We start from the raw sequence: 23,743 nt of genomic DNA on the forward strand, positions 1-23,743 counted from the left end.
GGGCCATACAGACATGGGACTCGAAGAAAAGCTGCCGAGCGGCTTCCTGCTGACCACCGTGGAACAGGCCGCGGGCTGGGTGCGCAAGGCATCCGTCTTCCCGGCCACCTTCGGCCTGGCCTGCTGTGCCATCGAGATGATGACCACCGGCGCCGGCCGCTACGACCTGGCGCGCTTCGGCATGGAGGTGTTCCGCGGCTCACCGCGCCAGGCGGACCTGATGATCGTGGCCGGCCGGGTCAGCCAGAAGATGGCGCCGGTCCTGCGGCAGGTCTACGACCAGATGCCCAACCCCAAGTGGGTGATCTCCATGGGCGTCTGCGCCTCCTCGGGCGGCATGTTCAACAACTACGCGATCGTCCAGGGCGTCGACCACATCGTGCCGGTGGACATCTATCTCCCGGGCTGCCCGCCCCGGCCCGAGATGCTGATGGACGCGATCCTCAAGCTCCACCAGAAGATCCAGTCCACCAAGCTCGGGGTGAACGCCGAGGAAGCGGCCCGCGAGGCGGAGGAAGCGGCGCTCAAGGCCCTGCCCACCATCGAGATGAAGGGGCTGCTGCGGTGAGCGACGCGAACGGCACCCACGGCGGCGGACCGAACGGGGTGAACCCCGAGAAGGACCTCTCCGCATCCAACCTCCCCGGTCAGCGCGGCCAGGGCGGCGAGGAGATCCGCGTCCAGCGCGGCATGTTCGGCGCCGGGAACGGCGGCGACACCTCCGGCTACGGGGGCCTGGTCCGCTCGATCCGGCTGCCCGGACCGGCGAGCCGCCCCTACGGCGGATGGTTCGACGAGGTCGCCGACGAGCTGGAGGGCGCCCTGGAGGAACAGGGCCTGCTCCCGGACAACGCCATCGAGAAGACGGTCGTCGACCGCGGCGAACTCACCTTCCACATCGAGCGCGAGCACCTGCTCCGCGTCGCCCGCACCCTGCGCGACGACCCCGCCCTGCGCTTCGAACTGTGCACCGGCGTCAGCGGCGTGCACTACCCGCACGACAAGGGCCGCGAGCTGCACGCCGTCTACCACCTGCGCTCGATCACCCACAACCGGCTGATCCGCCTGGAGGTCAGCGCCCCGGACGCCGATCCGCACGTCCCGTCCCTGGTGTCCGTCTATCCCACCAACGACTGGCACGAACGCGAGACGTACGACTTCTTCGGGATCGTCTTCGACGGCCACCCGGCCCTGACGCGGATCATGATGCCGGACGACTGGCAGGGCCATCCGCAGCGCAAGGACTACCCGCTCGGCGGCATCCCCGTCGAGTACAAGGGCGCCCAGATCCCGGCTCCGGACCAGCGGAGGTCCTACTCGTGAGCACTCAGTCAGCAGCCTCCCGGGAAACCACCGAGGGCACCGTCTACACGGTCACCGGTGGCGACTGGGACGAGGTCGTCCAGTCCGCGGCCCGCTCCGACGACGAGCGCATCGTCGTCAACATGGGTCCCCAGCACCCCTCCACCCACGGGGTGCTCCGGCTGATCCTGGAGATCGACGGCGAGACGGTCACCGAGGCCCGCTGCGGCATCGGCTACCTGCACACCGGTATCGAGAAGAACCTCGAGTTCCGCACGTGGACGCAGGGCACCACCTTCGTCACGCGCATGGATTACCTGACGTCCTTCTTCAACGAGACCGGCTACTGCCTCGCCGTGGAGAAGCTCCTCGGCATCGAGGACGACATCACCGAGCGCGCCAAGATCATCCGGGTGCTCCTGATGGAGCTGAACCGGATGTCCTCCCACCTGGTGTGCATCGCCACCGGCGGCATGGAGCTGGGCGCGACCACGATCATGATCTACGGCTTCCGTGATCGTGAAATGATTCTCGACCTCTATGAGCTGATCACCGGCCTGCGGATGAACCACGCGTACATCCGCCCCGGCGGACTCGCCCAGGACCTGCCGCCCGGCGCGGTCGACCAGATCCGCGAGTTCGTCAAGAAGATGCGCCGGAACCTCCCGGAGTACGACAAGCTCGCCACCGGGAACCCCATCTTCAAGGCCCGCATGGGCGACATCGGCTATCTCGACCTGGCCGGCTGCATGGCCCTCGGCGCGACCGGCCCGATCCTGCGCGCCACCGGCCTGCCGCACGACCTGCGCAAGACCCAGCCGTACTGCGACTACGAGACGTACGACTTCGAGGTCCCCACCGCCGACAGCTGCGACGCCTACGGCCGCTTCCTCATCCGTCTGGAGGAGATGCGCCAGTCGCTCGGGATCATCGAGCAGTGCCTGGACCGGCTGGCGCCCGGACCGGTCATGGTCGCCGACAAGAAGATCGCCTGGCCCGCCCAGCTGGCCCTCGGCCCGGACGGACTCGGCAACTCCCTCGACCACATCAAGAAGATCATGGGCACCTCCATGGAGGCCCTGATCCACCACTTCAAGCTGGTCACCGAGGGCTTCCGGGTCCCGCCCGGCCAGGCGTACACGGCGGTCGAGTCCCCCAAGGGCGAGCTCGGCGTGCACGCGGTCTCCGACGGCGGCACCCGCCCCTACCGGGTCCACTTCCGCGACCCGTCCTTCACCAATCTTCAGGCCATGGCGGCGATGTGCGAGGGCGGCCAGGTCGCCGACGTGATCGTCGCCGTCGCGTCCATCGACCCCGTGATGGGAGGCGTCGACCGGTGACCACCTCTTCTTCGGAGCACGGCGTCAGCCTGGGCATGCCCGAACCGCCCGCGCCCGCCTACCCGGACGACGTACGGGAGCGCCTGGCGGCGGACGCGCGCGAGATCGTCGCGCGCTACCCGGACTCCCGCTCCGCCCTGCTGCCGCTGCTCCACCTCGTGCAGTCCGAGGAGGGCCATGTCACGCGCACCGGAATGCGGTTCTGCGCGCAGACGCTCGGCCTGACCACGGCCGAGGTCACCGCGGTGGCCACCTTCTACACCATGTACCGCCGCCGGCCCTCCGGCGACTACCAGGTCGGGGTGTGCACCAACACCCTGTGCGCGGTGATGGGCGGCGACGCGATCTTCGAGTCCCTCCAGGAACACCTGGGCGTGGGCAACGGGGAGACCACCGAGGACGGCAAGGTCACCCTGGAGCACATCGAGTGCAACGCGGCCTGCGACTTCGCGCCGGTCGTCATGGTCAACTGGGAGTTCTTCGACAACCAGACGCCCGGCAGCGCCCGGGACCTGGTGGACGACCTGCGCGCCGGACGGGACGTGCGGCCCACCCGCGGCGCGCGGATGTGCACCTTCAAGGAGACCGCCCGGATCCTGGCCGGCTTCCCGGACGAGCGGCCCGGAGCCGTCGAGGAGGGCGGCAGCGCCGGACCCGCCTCGCTGGTGGGCCTGCGCCTGGCGAAGGGAGAGACCGCACCCGCGCGCGTGGTCCATCCGCGCGGCGGCCCGCAGGACCCGCCGCGGGAGACGGCCCACGAGCCGTCCCCGGCCGAGCACCGCAGCTCCCATGACGCGCCGCAGGAGACCTCGGCCTCCGATCCCGCGCACCCGGCAGGGCCTACCGCCGAGGAGGGGGAGTGATGACCGTGGCAGCCGAACTCAAGGACTCCAGCCCCGAGAAGCTGCTGGCACCCGTGCTGTCGGCCTTCTGGGACGAGGACCGCTCCTGGTCCCTGGACGTCTACCGGCGGCACGAAGGGTACGAGGGGCTGCGCAAGGCGCTCGCCATGCCGCCCGACGACCTGATCGCCTACGTCAAGGAATCCGGGCTGCGCGGCCGCGGCGGCGCGGGTTTCCCGACCGGGATGAAGTGGCAGTTCATCCCGCAGGGCGACGGCAAGCCGCACTACCTCGTCGTCAACGCCGACGAGTCGGAGCCGGGCACCTGCAAGGACATCCCGCTCATGTACGCGAACCCGCACAGCCTCATCGAGGGCATCGTGATCGCGTGCTACGCCATCCGGTCCTCGCATGCCTTCATCTACCTCCGGGGTGAAGTGGTCCCGGTCCTGCGGCGGTTGCACGAGGCCGTGCGCGAGGCATACGCGGCCGGGTACCTCGGCGAGAACATCCTCGGCAGCGGTCTCGACATCGAACTCACCGTGCACGCCGGCGCCGGCGCGTACATCTGCGGTGAGGAGACCGCGCTGCTCGACTCGCTCGAAGGCCGCCGCGGCCAGCCGCGGCTGCGTCCCCCCTTCCCCGCCGTCGAGGGGCTCTACGCCTGCCCCACCGTGGTGAACAACGTCGAGTCCATCGCCTCGGTTCCCGCGATCCTGAAGAACGGGAAGGACTGGTTCAGGGCGATGGGCAGCGAGAAGTCCCCGGGCTTCACGCTCTACTCCCTCAGCGGCCACGTGGCGAGCCCCGGCCAGTACGAGGCACCGCTCGGCATCACCCTGCGCCAGCTCCTGGAGATGAGCGGCGGGATGCGGGCGGGGCACCGGCTGAAGTTCTGGACGCCGGGCGGCTCCTCCACGCCGATGTTCACCGACGAACACCTCGACGTGCCCCTCGACTACGAGGGCGTCGGCGCCGCCGGCTCCATGCTGGGCACCAAGGCCCTCCAGTGCTTCGACGAGACCACCTGCGTGGTCCGCGCGGTCACCCGCTGGACCGAGTTCTACGCCCACGAGTCCTGCGGCAAGTGCACACCCTGCCGCGAAGGGACGTACTGGCTGGTGCAGTTGCTGCGGGACATCGAGGCCGGCAAGGGCGCCAGGTCCGACCTGGACAAGCTGGCGGACATCGCCGACAACATCAACGGCAAGTCCTTCTGCGCCCTCGGCGACGGCGCGGCCTCCCCGATCTTCTCCTCGCTGAAGTACTTCCGCGAGGAGTACGAGCAGCACATCACGGGCCGGGGCTGCCCCTTCGACCCGGCCAAGTCGACGGCCTGGGCGGACCGCCCGGAGGTGAACGCATGACCGTGACCACCAACGCCCCCGCGGGCGGCGGAGAGGCGGCCCGCCCGCCGGAGGACCTCGTCTCGCTGACGATCGACGGCATCGGGATCAGCGTGCCCAAGGGCACCCTGGTCATCCGCGCCGCCGAACAGCTCGGCATCGAGATCCCCCGCTTCTGCGACCACCCGCTGCTCGACCCGGCCGGCGCCTGCCGGCAGTGCATCGTGGAGGTGGAGGGCCAGCGCAAGCCGATGGCCTCCTGCACCATCACCTGCACCGACGGCATGGTGGTGCGCACCCAGCTGACCTCACCGGTCGCCGAGAAGGCCCAGCACGGCGTGATGGAACTGCTGCTCATCAACCACCCGCTGGACTGCCCGGTCTGCGACAAGGGCGGCGAGTGCCCGCTCCAGAACCAGGCCATGTCGCACGGCAACGCCGAGTCCCGCTTCGAGGGCCGCAAGCGCACCTACGAGAAGCCGGTCCCGATCTCCAGCCAGGTGCTGCTGGACCGCGAGCGCTGCGTGCTGTGCGCGCGCTGCACCCGCTTCTCCAACCAGATCGCGGGCGACCCGATGATCGAGCTGATCGAGCGGGGCGCGCTCCAGCAGGTCGGCACCGGCGAGGGCGACCCGTTCGAGTCGTACTTCTCCGGGAACACCATCCAGATCTGCCCGGTGGGAGCACTCACCTCGGCGGCGTACCGCTTCCGCTCCCGCCCCTTCGACCTGGTCTCCTCGCCCGCGGTGTGCGAGCACTGCGCGGGCGGCTGCGCCACCCGCACCGACCACCGGCGGGGCAAGGTCATGCGGCGGCTCGCGGCCGACGACCCCGAGGTCAACGAGGAGTGGATCTGCGACAAGGGGCGCTTCGGCTTCCGCTACGCGCAGCTCCGGGACCGCCTCGACACCCCACTGGTGCGAGGCGCCGACGGCGTCCTGGAGCCCGCGTCCTGGCCGGAGGCACTGGAGGCCGCCGCGCGCGGTCTGACCGCCGCCCGCTCCCGGGCCGCCGTCCTGACCGGCGGCCGGCTGACCGTCGAGGACGCCTACGCGTACAGCAAGTTCGCGCGGGTCGCCCTCGACACCAACGACATCGACTTCCGCGCGCGGGTGCACAGCGCCGAGGAGGCGGCCTTCCTCGCCGCCAGGGTGGCGGGCCGCGGGCGTGATCTCGACGGGACGGGGGTGACGTACGGCGCGCTGGAGAAGGCGCCCGCCGTTCTGCTCGTCGGCTTCGAGTCGGAGGAGGAGGCCCCCGGTGTCTTCCTGCGGCTGCGCAAGGCGTGGCGGAAGCACAAGCAGCTGGTGTTCTCGCTGGCGACGCACGCGACCCGGGGCCTTGAGAAGGCGGGCGGCACCCTGTTGCCGGCCGCGCCCGGCACCGAGACCGAGTGGCTGGACGCGCTCGCCGGCGGTGTGGGCCTGGAGGAACCCGGCACCCGGGCCGCCGAGGCGCTGCGCGGCGAGGGCGCCGTCATCGTCGTGGGGGAGCGGCTGGCCTCGGTCGCCGGCGGGTTCACCGCCGCCGTACGGGCCGCCACCGCGACCGGTGCCCGGCTGGTGTGGATCCCGCGCCGGGCCGGGGAGCGCGGCGCCCTGGAGGTGGGCGCGCTGCCCGCGCTGCTGCCGGGCGGCCGCCCCGCGACCGACCCGCGCGCCCGCGACGAGGTGGCGGACGCCTGGGGCCTGTCCGAACTGCCGCCGGGCCACGGCCGGGACACCGGGCAGATCGTCGAGGCCGCCGCGGACGGGGCCCTCTCGGCGCTGGTGGTCGCGGGCGTCGAGGTCGCCGACCTGCCCGACCCGGCCCGCGCCCGCGAGGCGCTGGACCAGGTCGGCTTCCTGGTCTCGCTGGAGCTGCGGCCCAGCGAGGTCACCGAACGGGCCGACGTCGTCCTGCCGGTCGCCGCGGTCGCCGAGAAGGCCGGCACCTTCCTCGACTGGGAGGGCAGGGTGCGCTCCTTCGAGGCCGCGCTCAAGCCGGACCAGATGACGCGCCGCCTGGCCCCGACCGACGCCCGGGTGCTGCACATGCTGGCCGACGCGATGGCCGGCGCCGAAGGCGCTGACGGACGCCGTCACCTGGGGCTGCCGGACCTGCGCACCATTCGCGCGGAGATCGACCGGCTCGGCTCCTGGGACGGCCCCCGCGCGGCCGAGCCCCGGGAGCCCGCGGGCGCCGTACCCCGCCCGGCCGCCGGGGAGGCCGTGCTCGCGGGCCACCGGCTGCTGCTCGACCAGGGCCTCCTCCAGCAGGGCGACGAGGCACTGGCCGGCACCCGGCACGCCGCCCGCGCCCGGCTGTCGGCCGCCACGGCTGCCGAGGCGGGCGTCGCGGACGGCGAGCACCTCGCCGTCACCGGCCCCGCGGGAACCGTCGAACTCCCGCTCCAGATCGGCGAGATGCCCGACCGGGTGGTCTGGCTCCCGCTGAACTCCGTCGGCGGCGGCGTCGCCTCCGACACCGGCGCACAGCCCGGCGACCTCGTCCGCATCGGCCCGGCGGCCCCCGCCGACCCGGCCCCCAAGGAGGTGGAGGCATGAGCCCGTACCTCGCCGCTGAAGACCTCTCGATGTTCGGCCGCGACCCCTGGTGGCTGGTCGTCGTCAAGGCGGTCTTCTGCTTCGCCTTCCTGATGGTGACCGTGCTGTTCTCCATCGTCTGGGAGCGCAAGGTCGTCGCCTGGATGCAGCTGCGCATCGGGCCCAACCGGCACGGCCCCTGGGGCATGCTCCAGTCGCTCGCCGACGGCGTGAAACTGATGCTCAAGGAGGACCTGATCGTCCGCCGCGCGGACAAGGTGGTCTACGTCCTCGCGCCGATCGTGGCGGCCATCCCGGCCTTCATGGCGATCGCCGTGATCCCCTTCGGCCCCGCCGACCACGAGATCTCCATCTTCGGCACCCGCACCACGATGCAGCTCACGGACCTGCCGATCGCGATGCTCTACATCCTCGCGGTCGCCTCGGTCGGCATCTACGGCATCGTCCTCGCGGGCTGGAGCTCCGGGTCCACGTACCCGCTGCTGGGCGGTCTGCGCTCCTGCGCGCAGATGATCTCCTACGAGATCGCCATGGGCGCCGCGTTCGCCTCGGTGTTCCTCTACTCGGGCTCCATGTCGACGTCGACCATCGTGGCCCAGCAGCACGACCGCTGGTACATCCTGCTGCTGCCGGTCTCCTTCCTCCTGTACATCGTCACCATGGTCGGCGAGACCAACCGCGCCCCCTTCGACATGCCGGAGTCCGAGGGCGACCTGGTGGGCGGCTTCAACACCGAGTACTCGTCCATCAAGTTCGCGATGTTCATGCTCGCCGAGTACGTGAACATGGTGACGGTCTCCGCCGTCTCCACCACGCTCTTCCTCGGCGGCTGGCGGGCCCCCTGGCCGATCAGCACCTTCTGGGAGGGCGCGAACCACGGCTGGTGGCCGATGCTCTGGTTCGTCGTCAAGGTGCAGCTGCTGCTGTTCTTCTTCATCTGGCTGCGCGGCACCCTGCCCCGCGTCCGCTACGACCAGCTGATGAAGCTCGGCTGGAAGGTCCTGATCCCGGTCTCGGTGACCTGGCTGATGCTCGTCGCGTCGGTGCGGGCGCTGCGCAACCAGCACTACGGCTTCGCCGACATCGCCCTCTACGTGGGCGGCGGGGTGCTCGCCCTGCTGCTGGTCTCCTTCGTCGTCGACATCTTCCGCGAGAAGGCGCAGGAGGAAGAGCGAGCCGCCCAGGAAGAGGCCGGATTCGATCCGATGGCGGGCGGATTCCCGGTACCGCCGCTGCCCGGACAGGAACTGCCGCCGGTGCCCAGGCGCCGTCCGCGGCAGGAGCGGGAGCTGATTGTCAGTGGCGGGGCCGACACTGTGAGTGACGGACCGTCAGAGGGATCTTCGGATGGAAAGGAGGCGTCCGATGGCTGAGGAACCCAAGGAGACCAAGCCCGGTTTCCAGAACCCCGTGGCCGGCTTCGGCGTGACCTTCAAGGCCATGTTCAGGAAGCGGCTCACCGAGCAGTACCCGGAGCAGAAGAAGACCACCGCTCCCCGCTTCCACGGGCGGCACCAGCTCAACCGCCATCCGGACGGCCTGGAGAAGTGCGTCGGCTGCGAGCTGTGCGCCTGGGCCTGCCCCGCCGACGCCATCTATGTGGAGGGTGCCGACAACACCGACGAGGAACGCTACTCGCCGGGCGAGCGCTACGGCCGCGTCTACCAGATCAACTACGCCCGCTGCATCCTGTGCGGGCTGTGCATCGAGGCGTGCCCCACCCGCGCGCTGACGATGACCAACGAGTTCGAACTGGCCGACTCCAGCCGGGCGAACCTCATCTACACCAAGGAACAGCTGCTGGCCGGCCTCGACGAGGGCATGGTCGAGACGCCGCACTCCATCTTCCCGGGGACCACCGAGGAGGACTACTACCGGGGCCTGGTCACCCAGGCCGCGCCGGGCACGGTCCGCCAGGTCGCCGTCTCCAGGGGAGAGACCGCCGCGGGAGAGGCCGACGAGGCGCAGAAGGCAGCGGACCAGGAGGTGGACGCATGAGCGCACAGCTCGCCGCCTATACGACATCCACCGGTGAGGCCTTCCAGTTCTGGGTCCTCGGCACCGTCGCGGTGATCGGCGCCCTGTGCACCGTCTTCATGAGGAAGGCCGTGCACAGCGCGCTCAGCCTCGCCGGGACCATGATCGTCCTGGCGGTGTTCTACCTCGCCAACGGCGCCTACTTCCTGGGCGTCGTGCAGATCGTCGTCTACACCGGCGCGATCATGATGCTGTTCCTGTTCGTGGTGATGCTCGTCGGCGTCACGGCCGCGGACTCGCTGAAGGAGACCATCAGGGGCCAGCGCCTGCTGGCCCTGCTGTGCGGGGTCGGCTTCGGCGTGCTGCTGCTCGCCGGGATCGCCAACGCCTCCCTGAAGGACTTCGCCGGCACCGGCCAGGCGAACGCCAACGGCAATGTGGAGGGCCTCGCCGCCCTCATCTTCACCAAGTACGTCTTCGCTTTCGAGATCACCGGCGCCCTGCTGATCACGGCCGCCGTCGGCGCCATGGTGCTCACCCACCGCGAGCGCACCGAGCGCGCCAGGACCCAGCGCGAGCTGGCCGAACAGCGCGTCCGCGAGGGCAAGCACGTGCCGCCGCTGCCCGCCCCGGGTGTCTACGCCCGGCACAACGCGGTGGACATCGCGGGCCTGCTCCCCGACGGCACCCCCTCCGAGCTGACCGTCAGCAGGACGCTGCGCGAACGCGGCCAGATCCGGGACGTGTCCACGCAGGCCATCAACGATCTGCGGGCGCTGGAACAGCGCTCCGAGGACCGCCTGGAGCGGACGCCGATCGAACCGGAGACGTTCAAGCGGCCCGAGGAGGCGTCGAAGTGAACCCGGTCAACTATCTGTATCTCGCGGCCCTGCTGTTCACGATCGGCGCCACCGGCGTACTGATCCGGCGCAACGCCATCGTGGTCTTCATGTGCGTCGAGCTGATGCTGAACGCCTGCAACCTCGCGTTCGTCACCTTCTCCCGGCTGCACGGCAACCTCGACGGCCAGGTCATCGCCTTCTTCACGATGGTCGTCGCCGCCGCGGAGGTCGTGGTGGGCCTCGCGATCATCGTGTCGCTGTTCCGTACCCGCCACTCGGCCTCGGTCGACGACGCCAGCCTGATGAAGCTGTAAGGGGTCGGGAGAATCGTGGAGAAACTGATCGCGCTGCTCATCGCGGCGCCCCTGCTCGGAGCGGTCGTCCTCCTGGTCGGCGGCCGGCGCCTGGACCGCGTCGGCCACTGGGTCGGCACCCTGCTGTCGACCGCCTCCTTCGTGGTCGGCGTGTTCCTCTTCGCCGACCTGCTCGGCAGGAACGCCGAACACCGCACGCTGATCCAGCACTTGTGGACGTGGATCCCGGTCGAGGGCTTCCAGGCGGACGTCACCTTCCGCCTCGACCAGCTGTCGATGACCTTCGTCCTGCTGATCACCGGCGTCGGCTCGCTGATCCATCTGTACTCGGTCGGGTACATGGAGCACGACGAGCGGCGCCGCCGCTTCTTCGGATATCTGAACCTGTTCCTCGCGGCGATGCTGCTGCTCGTCCTCGCCGACAACTACCTTCTGCTGTACGTCGGCTGGGAGGGCGTCGGTCTCGCCTCCTACCTGCTGATCGGCTTCTGGCAGCACAAGCCCAGCGCCGCCACGGCCGCCAAGAAGGCGTTCCTGGTCAACCGTGTCGGCGACATGGGCCTGTCGATCGCGATCATGCTGATGTTCACCACCTTCGGCTCCTTCGCCTTCGGCCCGGTCTTCGGCCATGTCGACGGCGCCACCGAGGGCAAGCTCACCGCGATCGGCCTGCTGCTGTTGCTGGCCGCGTGCGGCAAGTCCGCCCAGGTGCCGCTCCAGTCCTGGCTCGGTGACGCGATGGAGGGCCCGACCCCGGTCTCGGCCCTGATCCACGCGGCGACCATGGTGACCGCGGGCGTCTATCTGATCGTCCGCTCGGCGGCCGTCTTCAACGCGGCGCCGGACGCCCAGCTCGTCGTCACCGTGGTGGGCACGGTCACGCTGCTCTTCGGTGCGATCGTCGGTTGCGCCAAGGACGACATCAAGAAGGCACTGGCCGGCTCGACCATGTCGCAGATCGGCTACATGGTGCTCGCCGCGGGCCTCGGCCCCATCGGCTACGTCTTCGCGATCATGCACCTGGTGACCCACGGCTTCTTCAAGGCCGGGCTGTTCCTCGGTGCGGGCTCCGTGATGCACGGCATGAACGACGAGGTCGACATGCGCAAGTTCGGTGGCCTGCGGAAGTACATGCCGGTCACCTTCATCACCTTCGGCCTCGGCTACCTCGCCATCATCGGCTTCCCGGGCCTGTCCGGCTTCTTCTCCAAGGACAAGATCATCGAGGCGGCCTTCGCCAAGGGCGGCACCGAGGGCTGGATCCTCGGCGGCGCGGCCCTGGTGGGCGCGGCCATCACCGCGTTCTACATGACCCGCGTGATGCTGATGACGTTCTTCGGCGAGAAGCGCTGGCAGCCCGACGAGAACGGCGCCGAGCCGCATCCGCACGAGTCCCCGAAGGTCATGACGATCCCGATGATCGTGCTGGCCGTCGGCTCGGTCTTCGGCGGTGCCTTCTTCAGCATCGGCGACCGCTTCCTCAAGTGGCTGGAGCCGGTCACCGGTCACAGCGAGGGCCACTCCCCGGTCAGCGCCGGGGAGATCACGATCGCCACGATGGCGTGCCTGGTGATCGGCGTGGGCATCGCCTGGGCGCAGTACGGCCGGAGGCCCGTCCCGGCCGTCGCCCCGCGCGGCTCCCTGCTCACCCGGGCGGCCCGCCGCGACCTCCTCCAGGACGACTTCAACCATGTGGTCCTGGTGCGCGGCGGTGAACACCTCACACGCTCCCTGGTCTACGTCGACCACACCCTGGTCGACGGGGTCGTCAACGGCACGGCGGCCGGCTTCGGCGGCCTGTCCGGGCGGCTGCGCCGGCTCCAGAACGGCTTCGCCCGCTCCTACGCGGTCTCGATGTTCGGCGGCGCGGCACTCCTGGTCGCCGCGACCCTGCTGATGAGGGCGGTCTGATACCGATGTCCTTTCCCCTGCTGACAGCGACGGCGGCGCTCCCCGCCCTGGGAGCCGTCGCCACGGCCGCCGTGCCGGCCGCACGGCGCTCCGCCGCCAAGTGGCTGGCCCTGCTCGTCTCGCTCGGCACGCTCGCGCTGGCGATCGTCGTCCTGGTCCGCTTCGACCCCGGCGGCGCCCGTTACCAGCTCACCGAATCCCACTCCTGGATCCGTGACTTCGGGGTGCGCTACGAACTGGGCGTCGACGGCATCGGGGTGGCGCTGATCGCGCTGACCGCCGTACTGATCCCGTTCATCATCCTGGCGGGCTGGCACGACGCCGACCCGCTGGAGACCGGCAGCCGCCGCTGGCGCCCCACCCAGGGCTTCTTCGCGCTGATCCTGGCGGTCGAGGCGATGGTCCTCATCTCCTTCGAGGCCACCGACGTCTTCGTCTTCTACATCTTCTTCGAAGCCATGCTGATCCCGATGTACTTCCTCATCGGCGGCTTCGGGGACCGGGCCCACGCCCAGGGCGAGGAGGCGGCGGCCACCCAGCGCTCGTACGCGGCGGTGAAGTTCCTCCTCTACAACCTGGTCGGCGGTCTGATCATGCTGGCCGCGGTGATCGGCCTCTACGTGGTCGCCGGGAACTTCTCCCTCCAGCAGATCGCCGAGGCGCGGGCCAACGGCTCGCTGCACATGGCGACCGGCACCGAACGCTGGCTGTTCCTCGGCTTCTTCTTCGCCTTCGCGGTGAAGGCGCCGCTGTGGCCGCTGCACACCTGGCTGCCCAACGCCATGCAGGAGTCCACCGCGCCGGTCGCCGTCCTCATCACGGCGGTGGTCGACAAGGTGGGCACCTTCGCGATGCTCCGCTTCTGCCTCGGGCTGTTCCCGGAGGCCAGCAGGTGGGCGACGCCGGTGATTCTCGTCCTGGCGCTGATCAGCATCGTCTACGGCGCGCTGCTCGCCGTCGGCCAGCGGGACATCAAGCGCCTGGTGGCGTACGCGTCGATCTCCCACTTCGGCTTCATCGTCATGGGCATCTTCGCGATGACCAGCCAGGGCCAGTCCGGCGCCACCCTCTACATGGTCAACCACGGCATCTCCACGGCCGCGTTGATGCTGGTCGCCGGGTTCCTGATCTCCCGGCGCGGCTCGCGGCTCATCGCCGACTACGGCGGGGTGCAGAAGGTCGCCCCGGTGCTCGCCGGCACCTTCCTGATCGGCGGCCTGGCCACCCTGTCGCTGCCCGGCCTCGCGCCGTTCGTGAGCGAGTTCCTCGTCCTGGTCGGCACGTTCACGCGCTACCCGGTGATCGGGATCATCGCCACCTTCGGCATCGTGCTCGCCGCGCTCTACACGCTGGTGCTCTACCAGCGCACCATGACGGGCCCGGTGCGGCCCGAGGTCTCGAAGATGCCCGACCTGCGGGTGCGTGAGGTCCTGGTGGTCGCCCCGCTGATCGTGCTGCTGATCTTCCTGGGCGTCTATCCGAAGCCGGTGACGAACATCGTCAACCCGGCGGTCAAGCACACCATGTCCGACGTCCAGAAGAAGGACCCCAAGCCCGAGGTGGAGGCGGCCAAGTGAGCACCCCAGCCGTCCACAGCCTGTGGACAACCGCGGCCGACCGCATCCCCCAGATCGGCGCGCCGAAGATCGAGTACGGGCAATTGTCGCCCACGCTGATCATCCTCGGCGCCGCGCTGGTCGGGGTGCTGGTCGAGGCGTTCGTGCCGCGCAGGTCCCGTTACTACGCGCAGGTGTTCGTGTCGGTCGTCGCCCTGTGCGCCGCGTTCGCCGCGGTCATCGGGCTCGCCGCCGACGGGTACGGCACCACGAAGGCGCACATCGCCGCCATGGGCGCCGTCGCGGTCGACGGCCCCTCCCTGTTCCTCCAGGGCGTCATCCTGCTGGCCGGTCTGGTCGGCCTGTTCACCTTCGCCGAGCGCCGGCTCGACCCGGCGGCGCACGGCAACCAGGTGGACTCCTTCGCCGCGCAGGCCGCCGCCGTGCCCGGCAGCGACACCGAGAAGGCAGCGGTCAGGGCCGGGTTCACCACCACCGAGGTCTTCCCGCTGCTGCTGTTCGCGGTCTCCGGCATGCTGGTCTTCACCTCGGCGAACGACCTGCTGACGCTCTTCGTCGCGCTGGAGGTCTTCTCCCTGCCGCTGTACCTGCTGTGCGCGCTGGCCCGCCGCAAGCGGCTGATGTCGCAGGAGGCCGCGGTCAAGTACTTCCTGCTGGGCGCGTTCGCCTCCGCGTTCACCCTGTTCGGCATCGCGCTGCTGTACGGCTACGCGGGCTCGGTGTCGTACGCGCGCGTCGCCCAGGTCGTGGACGGCTCGGTCACCGATGTGAACCCGGCGCTGGCCGGCACGATGGGCAATGACGCGCTGCTGCTCATCGGCGCGGCCCTGCTGGTGATGGGCCTGCTGTTCAAGGTGGGCGCGGTGCCCTTCCACATGTGGACGCCCGATGTCTACCAGGGCGCGCCCACCCCGGTGACCGGCTTCATGGCGGCGGCGACCAAGGTGGCCGCGTTCGGCGCGCTGCTGCGGCTGCTGTACGTGGTGCTGCCGGGGATGCGCTGGGACTGGCGGCCGGTGATGTGGGCGGTGGCGATCATCACCATGCTGGGCGGCGCGATCGTGGCGATCACCCAGACCGACATCAAGCGGCTGCTGGCGTACTCGTCCATCGCGCACGCCGGATTCATCCTCGCCGGTGTCATCGCGACCTCGAAGAACGGCGTGTCGTCGGTCCTGTTCTACCTGGCCGCCTACTCGTTCGTGACGATCGGCGCCTTCGCGGTGGTCACGCTGGTGCGGGACGCGGGCGGCGAGGCGACCCATCTGTCCAAGTGGGCCGGGCTCGGCCGGCGCTCCCCGCTGGTGGCGGCGGTGTTCGCGGTGTTCCTGCTGGCCTTCGCCGGTATCCCGCTGACCTCCGGCTTCGCGGGGAAGTTCGCCGTGTTCAAGGCGGCGGCGGCCGGGGGCGCGGTCCCGCTGGTCGTCATCGGTGTGATCTCCTCGGCGATCGCGGCGTTCTTCTACATCCGCGTGATCGTGCTGATGTTCTTCAGCGAGCCCAGGCCGGAGGGCCCGACGGTGGCCGTGCCGTCCCCGCTGACGATGCTGGCGATCGGGCTCGGTGTGGCGGTCACGGTGGTGCTGGGGGTGGCGCCGCAGTACTTCCTGAACCTGGCGAACCAGGCGAGCGTGTTCGTGCGCTGAACGCGCTGAACACGCCTGAAGCGCGCTGACCGTGCTCGTGCGCGTGGGAAGGCCCCGGTCCGTCTTTGGAACCGGGGCCTTCGCGCTGCCCTACGGCTCAGCCCGGGGCGCCCGGATAGGGGCACTTCACATCGGGGTTCCACTCGTAGAACAGGCCGCTGGGGTTGTTCTTGTAGAGCCAGGCGTGCAGCGAGAAGTGGGTCGGGATGGTCGAGTTGTGGTGCGCGGTGACCGGGCCCTCGAACTTCCGGCCGAACATCGTGGGCCGCACGGTGTTCTTGCCGGCCTTCACGATCCACTCCACCCCGGTGAGCCTGCGCCCGCCCTTGCCGTCGTCCTCGTAGAGCAGGGCGGCGGGCCTGGCCGGATCGAGGGAGCCGTAGAACTCCGGGTTGATGTAGTGGTAGCCCATGCCGCCCATGCCGCCGTTCATGTCCATGGTGCAGGGGTTGGGCCGGTACCCGGCGGCCACGGCGAGCGGGACGGACCGGTACTTCGCGGTGGCCGACACCGTCGTCGCGAGCTGCTTCCAGACGGAGGGGTCGACGGGCCCCCGGTCGGCGCGGGCGGGGGCGGTCGCGAGGCCGAGGGCGAAGGTGGAGGCGACGAGGGCGAGGGCGGGTCTGGTCAGGTGAGCGGACATCTGCGGGGCTCCTTGCTCCTTGCTCCTTGCTCCTCGGGGAGGAGACGGGGTCGCACCGAGAAGAATGGTCCGGAGCAGAGGTGGCGTGCCATCGGGAGCGGCCGTTCGGGTGACAGTATTGTGACGTAGAGTGATGCTCCCAGGCTCCTCAGGCACCCGGAACCCATTTTACTCGCACATTTGTTCGTGACCTGTGGACAACTCCGGGGCTGTCGGTGCCGACCCCTATCGTTGAGGCAGTGGTGGGCGGACGGCGCACGACGGCACACGGGGGACCGGCGGGGGACAGGACGATGGAAGCGACGGGCGGGATCAGCGAGATGCCAGTGGTGACCGAGGGACCCGGCGCGGACGCGAGCGAGGCGCTGACCACGCTGCACCGGGTCTTCGGGTACGACGCCTTCCGGGGCGAGCAGGAAGCGATCGTCGAGCATGTGGTGGCGGGCGGCGACGCCCTGGTCCTCATGCCCACCGGCGGCGGCAAGTCGCTGTGCTACCAGATCCCGGCGCTGGTCAGACCCGGCACCGGTGTGGTGGTCTCGCCGCTGATCGCGCTCATGCAGGACCAGGTGGACGCTCTGCGCGCCCTCGGTGTGCGCGCCGGGTTCGTCAACTCCACACAGGACTTCGACGAGCGGCGCACGGTCGAGGCCGAGTTCCTGGCCGGCGAGCTCGACCTGCTCTACCTGGCGCCGGAGCGGCTGCGTCTGGACAGCACCCTGGACCTGCTCGCACGCGGCAAGATCTCTGTCTTCGCGATCGACGAGGCGCACTGCGTCGCCCAGTGGGGCCACGACTTCCGCCCGGACTACCTCTCGCTGAGCCTGCTCGGCGAGCGCTGGCCGGACGTGCCGCGGATCGCCCTGACGGCCACCGCGACCCGGGCCACCCACCAGGAGATCACCCAGCGGCTGGGCCTGCCGGCGGCCCGCCACTTCGTCGCGAGCTTCGACCGGCCCAACATCCAGTACCGGATCGTGCCCAAGGCCGACCCGCGCAAGCAGCTGCTCGCCTTCCTGCGGGAGGAGCACCCGGGCGACGCGGGCATCGTCTACTGCCTCTCCCGCAACTCGGTGGAGCGGACCGCGGAGTTCCTGAGCGCCAACGGAGTCGAGGCGGTGCCGTACCACGCGGGCCTGGACGCGGGCACCCGGGCGGCGCACCAGTCCCGGTTCCTGCGCGAGGACGGTCTGGTCGTGGTGGCGACGATCGCCTTCGGCATGGGCATCGACAAGCCCGATGTGCGCTTCGTGGCCCACCTGGACCTGCCCAAGTCCATCGAGGGCTACTACCAGGAGACCGGCCGCGCGGGCCGCGACGGACTCCCGTCCACAGCCTGGATGGCGTACGGGCTCAACGACGTGGTGCAGCAGCGCAAGCTGATCCAGTCCGGCGAGGGCGACGAGGCGTTCCGCCGCCGGGCCGCCTCCCACCTGGACGCGATGCTCGCGCTGTGCGAGACCGCCGGGTGCCGGCGCGGCCGGCTGCTCGCCTACTTCGGCCAGGAGCCCGGCGCGGCGGCCTGCGGCAACTGCGACACCTGCCTGACCCCGCCGGAGACCTGGGACGGCACGGTCGCCGCGCAGAAGGTGCTGTCCACGGTGGTGCGGCTGCAGCGCGAGCGCGGACAGAAGTTCGGCGCGCTCCAGATCGTGGACATCCTGCTCGGCAAGCGCACCGCCAAGGTGATCCAGTTCGACCACGACCAGCTGTCCGTCTTCGGCATCGGCCAGGACCTCGCCGAGGGCGAATGGCGCGGCGCCATCCGCCAGCTGCTGGCCCAGGGGCTGCTCGCGGTCGAGGGGGAGTACGGCACGCTGGTGCTCACCGAGGAGAGCGGCACGGTGCTGCGCGGCGAGCGTGAGGTGCCGCTGCGCAAGGAGCCGAAGAAGCCGGCCGTATCCCGCTCGGGATCGGGGTCCGGGCGGGGCGGTGGCAAGGCCAAGGCCGCCGTGACCGAGCTGCCCGAGGAGCTCCAGCCCGCCTTCGAGGCGCTGCGCGCCTGGCGCACCGGGCAGGCCAAGGAACAGGGCGTGCCGCCGTACATCATCTTCAACGACGCCACCTTGCGCGCGATCGTCTCCCGCATGCCGGGCTCCCTGCGGGACCTGGCCGGCATCAGCGGGGTCGGCGAGAAGAAGCTGGCGACGTACGGCGAGGAGGTGCTCGCCGTGCTGGCCTCCCTGGACGGATCCGCCCCGGCCGCCGCCGAGCCGCCCGCGCCGGGCGAGGCCCCGGAGGACGACTGGCCGGGCCCGGAGGACGAGCCGGAGCCGGACGACTGGATATAGCCGGGCCGGGACGGCGCCGCCGCGCCGGGATCAGCGGTCCCCGAGGAGCCGCCGGTCCCGCGGCCGGCGGCTCAGGACAGCGCCCTCAGGCCCGGTGCGAAGGTGATCAGCAGCGGGAGGAGCGGTACCAGCGCGGCGACCGTCGTGGTCAGGGCACGCTGGCGGCGCAGCAGCCGCGGGGGCGGTTCCAGCAGGCGGTCCACCCGTTCGCCCAGCAGCCGGCGGCTGGAGGCGCAGGACAGGACACCCCGGTGCTGATTCAGCTCGATCAGCGCGAGCGCGGTGGTCAGATGGCCGCAGCGCCGGGAGGCGGCGTCGTCGGCGGCCAGTTCCACCAGGCGGTGCGTCTGGTCACGGAAGTGGGCGAAGAGCGGCACCCGGGGAAAGCCCGTGGCGAGCGCGGTGGACAGGTGCAGCAGCCAGTCGTGGTGGGCGCGCGCGTGGCCGCGCTCATGGGTGAGGACGGCGTCCAGCTGGTGGCCGGTCAGGCGGTGCAGCGCGCCGGTGGTGACCACCAGCTGCGGGGGATGCCCCGGCATCCACCAGGCATCCGGGTACTCGTCCTCCAGCACCAGCATCGGACCCCGTGCCATCGGCAGTCCGGCGGGCAGATCGGGGGCGCGTTCGCGCAGCTGGGCGCGGGCCTGGCCGCGGCTGCGGCGGGCCTCGACCAGTTCCCGGCCGAGCATGGCCGTGGTCCAGGCGGCGCCGCCGGCCAGCAGGACGGTGAGGACGGCGGCCCACACCGGCGTGGCGGACAGGTCGTAGGCGGCGGTGACGGCGGCCGGCGCGGGGGCGAACACCCGGTCGCGCACGGCGTGGAAGACCGCCGCGGTGCCCAGCGTCAGCGCGGCCAGGCAGCACAGCAGGACGGTGGCGACCAGGCACTGCCACACCCACAGCGCGACCACGGGTTCCCGCTCGGGCCAGTCGGCCCGGGTCAGCGCGCGCGGCGCCGGCCCGGCCGCCGTCAGGGCGACGACGCTGAGCAGGAGCAGGCAGACGGTCATGCCGGGGCTCCGGTTCCTGGTCGGAGAACGGGTTCGCGGACGGGTGGCGCGGCAGGGGGCGGCGCGGGCGGCCGCCGTGGGTGGTGCGTGCTGCCGCCAGTATGACGAACAGGGGCGCCGCGAGACAGGTACCGGGAGCGAACCGTCCGCCCCGGGCCCGCCCCGCGGCGCCCACCGGATCAGGCCGAGGGCACGATCCGGCCGGTCACCTCGCCGAGGCCCACCCGGGTCCCGTCCGGGCCGGGTGCCCAGGCCGTCAGGGTCACCACGTCGCCGTCCTCCAGGAAGGCGCGCTTGCCGTCGGGCAGTTCGAGGGGGTTGCGGCCGTTCCAGGTCAGCTCCAGCAGGGAGCCGCGCTGCCGCTCCTCGGGCCCGCTCACGGTGCCGGAGCCGTACAGGTCGCCGGTGCGCAGGGAGGCGCCGTTGACGGTCATCTGGGCGAGCTGCTGCGCGGCGGTCCAGTACATGGCGGAGAAGGGCGGCTCGGAGATCACCTCGCCGTTCAGGGCCACGGAGATGCGCAGGTCGTAGCCGCCGGGCCCGATGCCGGGCGCCGCGTCGTCCAGGTAGGGCAGCAGCGGGTGGGTGCGCTCGGGCGGGGCCACCCGCGCGTGCTCCAGGGCGTCCAGCGGGGTGACCCAGGCGGACACGGAGGTCGAGAAGGACTTGCCGAGGAACGGGCCGAGGGGCACGTACTCCCAGGCCTGGATGTCGCGCGCGGACCAGTCGTTGAGCAGGAACAGCCCGAAGACGTGCTCGCGGAAGTCGCCGAGCGCGACCGGGGTCCCCAGCTCGCTCGGCACGCCCACGACGAAGCCGACCTCGGCCTCGATGTCCAGCCGGATCGAGGGGCCGAACACCGGCGCGGGGTCGGCGGGGCCCTTGCGCTGCCCGGAGGGCCGTACGACATCCGTGCCCGAGACCACGACGGTGCCGGAGCGGCCGTGGTACCCGATCGGCAGATGCTTCCAGTTGGGGGTGAGGGAGTCCGCGGCGTCCGGGCGGAAGACCTTGCCGACGTTACGGGCGTGGTGCTCCGAGGCGTAGAAGTCGACGTAGTCCGCGACCTCGAAGGGCAGGTGCAGGCTCACCTCGGACAGCGGGTGGAACAGGGGCGCGAGCGTCTCGCGGCGGGCGGGGTCGGTGACCCAGGAGGTGAGCGCGGAGCGTACCTCGGTCCAGGTGGCGCGCCCGGCCGCCAGCAGCGGGTTGAGGGTGGGGCGGGCGAGCAGCGCTTGGTGCGGCGAGCCGAGGGCCGCGGCCGCGGCGCCCGCGTCGAGGACCTGGTCCCCGAGCCGGACGCCCACCCTGCGCTCCGAGCTGCCGGAGGGCGAGAACACGCCATAGGGAAGGTTGTGCGGGCCGAAGGGGTCGCCCTCGGGGACGTCGAAGGGGGGCATCGGGGTACTGCCTCGCTCTCATCCAGGCCATGCGTGGCGATGCGTTGCACGTGATCGAGCCACACGTTACGGCCGGGACACCGGTCTTGGGCAGTGGCCGGGGGGTTGTCCCCGTAGTGCCTCAAGAGTTCGCAATGCCCGAAAGAACCTTGTCGAAGGCGGTAGTTCCGGCTTAGCGTCCTTCGAGGAGACGGACGGGGTGGATCCGTTCCTCTGGGGGACACGTGGGGGGACCCGTGGCCGAAGACACCGGCGGTGTGCCCGTGGCGGCCGACCGCGAGGTGCCGGGACTGATCGTCAAGTTCGGCTCCTACCCGCTGCACCACGGCGGGGTGGGTGCGATCCGCAGCCTGGGCCGGCTCGGCGTGCCCATGTACGCGATCACCGAGGACCCGTACACACCGGCGGCCGCCTCGCGCTATCTGCGCGGTGCGTTCGTCTGGCCGACCACCGGCGCGGAGGACCCCGGGCACCTGGTCGAGGGGCTGCTGCGCATCGGCCGCCGGATCGGCCGCCCGGCCGTGCTGATCCCGACGGACGAGGAGGCGGCCGTCCTGATCGCCGAACACCGCGACGCGCTCGCCGGCCCCTTTCTCTGCCCGCGGGTGGATCCCGCGCTGCCGCGCCGGCTGGCCAGCAAGCAGGGGCTGCACGAACTGTGCGAGGAGCACGGGCACGGGCTCGCGAGCCCGGCGGCCGCCTTCCCGCGGTCGTACGAGGAGGTCGTGGCCTTCGCCGACACCGCGAGCTTTCCGGTGGTGGCCAAGAACCGGGAGGCGTTCCTGCGCCGCAGCCGGCCCGCCGTGGGCGGCACCACGCGGATCGCCACCCGCGCGGGTCTGCTCGCCCTGGCCCGCGAGTGGGGGCCGGACCCCGGGGTGATCCTCCAGGAGTACCTGCCGCGCGAGCAGGCCGAGGACTGGATCGTGCACGCCTGTCTCGACCGGGACGCGAACCCGCTCGCGCTGTTCACCGGGGTCAAGGTGCGCTCCTGGCCGCCGCACGCCGGCATGACCGCGCACGCGTACGCCGTCGACAACCCGGAACTCGCGGACCTGGCGGCACGGTTCGTGAAGCGGATCGGGTTCAGCGGTGTCGTCGACCTCGACCTGCGCCTCGACCGGCGCGACGGGCGGTACAAGCTGCTGGACTTCAATCCGCGGATCGGCGCGCAGTTCCGGCTGTTCGAGAACGAGGCGGGCGTGGACGTCGTACGGGCGCTGCATCTCGATCTGACCGGGCGCCCCGTGCCCAGGGGGGAGCAGCGGGCCGGGCGCCGCTACGTCGTGGAGAACATCGACCTGCCGGCCCTGGTCGCCTACCGCCGCGGCGGCTATACGACCCCGCACGCGCCGGCGCGGGCGAGCGGGACGGAGCTGGCCTGGTTCGCGGGGGACGACCCGCTGCCGTTCCTCACCATGATCGCCCGCTTCGTGCGCCCCGGCGCACGGCATCTGTGGCAGCTGTGGCGGGCCCACCGCCGCGGCGTCACCAAGTAGGCCCACGAGGAAACGCGTCCTGGGGAGGGACTTCGTGATCCGACCGGTTGCAGTCATCGGGGCGGGGCCGTTCGGCCTGTCCACCGCGGCCCACCTGCGGGCGCGCGGCCTGCCCGTACGGGTCTTCGGCGACCCCATGGTCAGCTGGCGCGCCCACATGCCCGAGGGCATGCTCCTGAAATCGACCCCCGCCGCCTCCAGCCTCGACTGCCCGCAGCCCGGCCACACCCTCGCCGACTACTGCGCCGCGGCCGGGATCCGCGGACTGGCCGGCGACGAGGACGTCATCCCGGTGGAGACCTTCATCGGGTACGGCGAGTGGTTCCAGCGGCAGCTGGTGCCCGAGCTGGAACGGGTGCGGGTGGTCTCCGTCGAGCCGGCCGGGCGGGACGCGGGCCGGGGTTTCGAACTCAAACTGGACTCGGGGGAGTCGTTCGTCGCGCGGGCGGTCGTCGTGGCCACCGGTCTGTCCGGTCTCGCCCATCTCCCGGCGGAACTGGCGGCGGCGGCCGAGGGCGGGCCCGAGGCCGAGGGCCCCGTCTCGCACAGCTCCTGGCACCACGACCTCACGCGCTTCGCCGGCGGAGAACTGATCGTGGTCGGCGCCGGGCAGTCCGCGCTGGAGACGGCCGCGCTCGCGGCGGAGGCCGGGGCCCGGGTGCGGGTGGTGGCGCGGGGGCGCGGCCGGGTGGCGTTCGGGGCGCCGCCCTGGGAGCAGCCGAGGCTGCGTCCCGAGTCGCCGTTCGGGCGGGCCTGGTCGCTGTGGGCGCTCAGCTACTGCCCGCACCCCTACCGCTTCCTGCCCGAACCCACCCGGCACTTCCTGGTGCGCCGGGTGCTCGGCCCGCTGGGCGCCTGGTGGCTGCGGGAGCGGTTCGAGGCCGCCGTGCAGGTGACGGATGTCGAGCGGGTGCTGGGCGCGGCGGCCGGGGACGGCGGCCCGGTGCTGACCGTGCGCACCCACGGCGGCCGGACCGAGCGCCTCACCGCCGACCACGTCGTCGCCGCGACCGGGTACCGCGTGGACGTCGCCGCGATGGACTTCCTCGGCCCCAGCCTGCGCACCCACCTCGCGACCAGCCGCGGCGCCCCGCGCCTCGGCGCCGGCTACGTCTCCTCGGTACCCGGCCTCTACTTCACGGGCCTGCCGGCCGCCTCCTCCTACGGCCCGGTGATGCGCTTCGTGTGCGGTACGGAATTCGCCTCCCCGAGGCTGGCGGGGCACCTGGCGGGGGCGCACGGGTGAGCGCCGGGCGC

General features: G+C 71.3%; 19 protein-coding genes. 16 read left to right on the top strand and 3 right to left on the bottom strand.

What is annotated here, in order from left to right:
• Positions 1-13 precede the first annotated feature (13 nt).
• From VT52_RS25210 to nuoN, 13 genes are read left to right on the top strand one after another with little or no spacing between them, the layout of a single operon-like run.
• Complete coding sequence (locus VT52_RS25210) at positions 14-568, top strand: NuoB/complex I 20 kDa subunit family protein (protein ID WP_009190037.1); 555 nt, start codon at positions 14-16, stop codon at positions 566-568.
• On the top strand, positions 565-1,323 hold the full coding sequence (locus VT52_RS25215) for an NADH-quinone oxidoreductase subunit C (protein WP_046417175.1): 759 nt from the start codon (positions 565-567) through the stop codon (positions 1,321-1,323). Before VT52_RS25210 ends, VT52_RS25215 begins: the two co-directional genes overlap by 4 nt.
• Positions 1,320-2,642, top strand: coding sequence for an NADH-quinone oxidoreductase subunit D (locus VT52_RS25220; protein WP_046417174.1), 1,323 nt, complete (start codon positions 1,320-1,322; stop codon positions 2,640-2,642). The genes VT52_RS25215 and VT52_RS25220 overlap by 4 nt, the downstream gene beginning before the upstream one ends.
• Positions 2,639-3,505: an NADH-quinone oxidoreductase subunit NuoE gene (gene nuoE / locus VT52_RS25225; protein WP_046417173.1), complete on the top strand. Its 867-nt coding sequence runs from the start codon at positions 2,639-2,641 to the stop codon at positions 3,503-3,505. The genes VT52_RS25220 and nuoE overlap by 4 nt, the downstream gene beginning before the upstream one ends.
• Positions 3,502-4,851, top strand: coding sequence for an NADH-quinone oxidoreductase subunit NuoF (nuoF, locus tag VT52_RS25230; RefSeq protein ID WP_206306603.1), 1,350 nt, complete (start codon positions 3,502-3,504; stop codon positions 4,849-4,851). Before nuoE ends, nuoF begins: the two co-directional genes overlap by 4 nt.
• Positions 4,848-7,376: an NADH-quinone oxidoreductase subunit G gene (locus tag VT52_RS25235; protein WP_046417170.1), complete on the top strand. Its 2,529-nt coding sequence runs from the start codon at positions 4,848-4,850 to the stop codon at positions 7,374-7,376. Before nuoF ends, VT52_RS25235 begins: the two co-directional genes overlap by 4 nt.
• On the top strand, positions 7,373-8,749 hold the full coding sequence (nuoH, locus tag VT52_RS25240; protein ID WP_046417169.1) for an NADH-quinone oxidoreductase subunit NuoH: 1,377 nt from the start codon (positions 7,373-7,375) through the stop codon (positions 8,747-8,749). Before VT52_RS25235 ends, nuoH begins: the two co-directional genes overlap by 4 nt.
• Positions 8,742-9,374, top strand: a complete 633-nt coding sequence (gene nuoI, locus VT52_RS25245; RefSeq protein ID WP_046417168.1) for an NADH-quinone oxidoreductase subunit NuoI — start codon at positions 8,742-8,744, stop codon at positions 9,372-9,374. The genes nuoH and nuoI overlap by 8 nt, the downstream gene beginning before the upstream one ends.
• Positions 9,371-10,213 carry an NADH-quinone oxidoreductase subunit J gene (locus VT52_RS25250; protein WP_046417166.1) on the top strand — a complete coding sequence of 281 codons (843 nt, stop codon included), beginning with the start codon at positions 9,371-9,373 and terminating at the stop codon, positions 10,211-10,213. Before nuoI ends, VT52_RS25250 begins: the two co-directional genes overlap by 4 nt.
• Positions 10,210-10,509 carry an NADH-quinone oxidoreductase subunit NuoK gene (gene nuoK / locus VT52_RS25255; RefSeq protein ID WP_046417165.1) on the top strand — a complete coding sequence of 100 codons (300 nt, stop codon included), beginning with the start codon at positions 10,210-10,212 and terminating at the stop codon, positions 10,507-10,509. The genes VT52_RS25250 and nuoK overlap by 4 nt, the downstream gene beginning before the upstream one ends.
• Positions 10,510-10,524: 15 nt before the next feature.
• Positions 10,525-12,420, top strand: coding sequence for an NADH-quinone oxidoreductase subunit L (gene nuoL, locus VT52_RS25260; protein ID WP_046417164.1), 1,896 nt, complete (start codon positions 10,525-10,527; stop codon positions 12,418-12,420).
• Positions 12,421-12,425: 5 nt separating this feature from the next.
• Positions 12,426-13,997 carry an NADH-quinone oxidoreductase subunit M gene (locus VT52_RS25265; RefSeq protein WP_046417162.1) on the top strand — a complete coding sequence of 524 codons (1,572 nt, stop codon included), beginning with the start codon at positions 12,426-12,428 and terminating at the stop codon, positions 13,995-13,997.
• A complete protein-coding gene (nuoN, locus tag VT52_RS25270; RefSeq protein ID WP_046417161.1) occupies positions 13,994-15,643 on the top strand; it encodes an NADH-quinone oxidoreductase subunit NuoN in 1,650 nt (549 codons plus the stop codon). The genes VT52_RS25265 and nuoN overlap by 4 nt, the downstream gene beginning before the upstream one ends.
• 97 nt (positions 15,644-15,740) lie before the next feature.
• Here the strand turns inward: nuoN and VT52_RS38150 are convergent, their stop codons facing one another.
• Entirely contained in the window at positions 15,741-16,286 is a 546-nt protein-coding gene (locus VT52_RS38150; RefSeq protein ID WP_046417160.1) for a hypothetical protein, read from the bottom strand.
• A gap of 293 nt (positions 16,287-16,579) precedes the next feature.
• Here VT52_RS38150 and recQ point away from each other — a divergent pair, with 293 nt between their 5' ends.
• On the top strand, positions 16,580-18,577 hold the full coding sequence (recQ, locus tag VT52_RS25280) for a DNA helicase RecQ (RefSeq protein ID WP_046417158.1): 1,998 nt from the start codon (positions 16,580-16,582) through the stop codon (positions 18,575-18,577).
• 71 nt (positions 18,578-18,648) lie between these two features.
• On the opposite strand, the gene VT52_RS25285 is transcribed toward recQ, so the two are convergent.
• Complete coding sequence (locus VT52_RS25285; protein ID WP_046417157.1) at positions 18,649-19,587, bottom strand: M56 family metallopeptidase; 939 nt, start codon at positions 19,585-19,587, stop codon at positions 18,649-18,651.
• A 179-nt stretch (positions 19,588-19,766) separates the two neighbouring features.
• Complete coding sequence (gene fahA, locus VT52_RS25290; RefSeq protein WP_046417156.1) at positions 19,767-20,987, bottom strand: fumarylacetoacetase; 1,221 nt, start codon at positions 20,985-20,987, stop codon at positions 19,767-19,769.
• Positions 20,988-21,244: 257 nt separating this feature from the next.
• Here fahA and VT52_RS25295 point away from each other — a divergent pair, with 257 nt between their 5' ends.
• Positions 21,245-22,486 carry a carboxylate--amine ligase gene (locus VT52_RS25295; RefSeq protein WP_046417180.1) on the top strand — a complete coding sequence of 414 codons (1,242 nt, stop codon included), beginning with the start codon at positions 21,245-21,247 and terminating at the stop codon, positions 22,484-22,486.
• 34 nt (positions 22,487-22,520) lie between these two features.
• Positions 22,521-23,732, top strand: coding sequence for an FAD-dependent oxidoreductase (locus VT52_RS25300; protein WP_046417154.1), 1,212 nt, complete (start codon positions 22,521-22,523; stop codon positions 23,730-23,732).
• Positions 23,733-23,743: the final 11 nt, after the last annotated feature.

The sequence above is a fragment of the Streptomyces malaysiense genome (genome assembly GCF_000980885.2).
Lineage (GTDB): Bacteria > Actinomycetota > Actinomycetes > Streptomycetales > Streptomycetaceae > Streptomyces > Streptomyces malaysiense.

Excerpts from the sequence above, each read along its gene's own strand:
- VT52_RS25250 (WP_046417166.1), top strand. The coding sequence starts at position 9,371 with ATGAGCGCACAGCTCGCCGCCTATACGACATCCACCGGTGAGGCCTTC.
- VT52_RS25285 (WP_046417157.1), bottom strand. The coding sequence starts at position 19,587 with ATGACCGTCTGCCTGCTCCTGCTCAGCGTCGTCGCCCTGACGGCGGCC.
- nuoH (WP_046417169.1), top strand. The coding sequence starts at position 7,373 with ATGAGCCCGTACCTCGCCGCTGAAGACCTCTCGATGTTCGGCCGCGAC.
- VT52_RS25210 (WP_009190037.1), top strand. The coding sequence starts at position 14 with ATGGGACTCGAAGAAAAGCTGCCGAGCGGCTTCCTGCTGACCACCGTG.
- VT52_RS38150 (WP_046417160.1), bottom strand. The coding sequence starts at position 16,286 with ATGTCCGCTCACCTGACCAGACCCGCCCTCGCCCTCGTCGCCTCCACC.
- recQ (WP_046417158.1), top strand. The coding sequence starts at position 16,580 with ATGGAAGCGACGGGCGGGATCAGCGAGATGCCAGTGGTGACCGAGGGA.
- VT52_RS25265 (WP_046417162.1), top strand. The coding sequence starts at position 12,426 with ATGTCCTTTCCCCTGCTGACAGCGACGGCGGCGCTCCCCGCCCTGGGA.
- nuoI (WP_046417168.1), top strand. The coding sequence starts at position 8,742 with ATGGCTGAGGAACCCAAGGAGACCAAGCCCGGTTTCCAGAACCCCGTG.
- fahA (WP_046417156.1), bottom strand. The coding sequence starts at position 20,987 with ATGCCCCCCTTCGACGTCCCCGAGGGCGACCCCTTCGGCCCGCACAAC.
- VT52_RS25235 (WP_046417170.1), top strand. The coding sequence starts at position 4,848 with ATGACCGTGACCACCAACGCCCCCGCGGGCGGCGGAGAGGCGGCCCGC.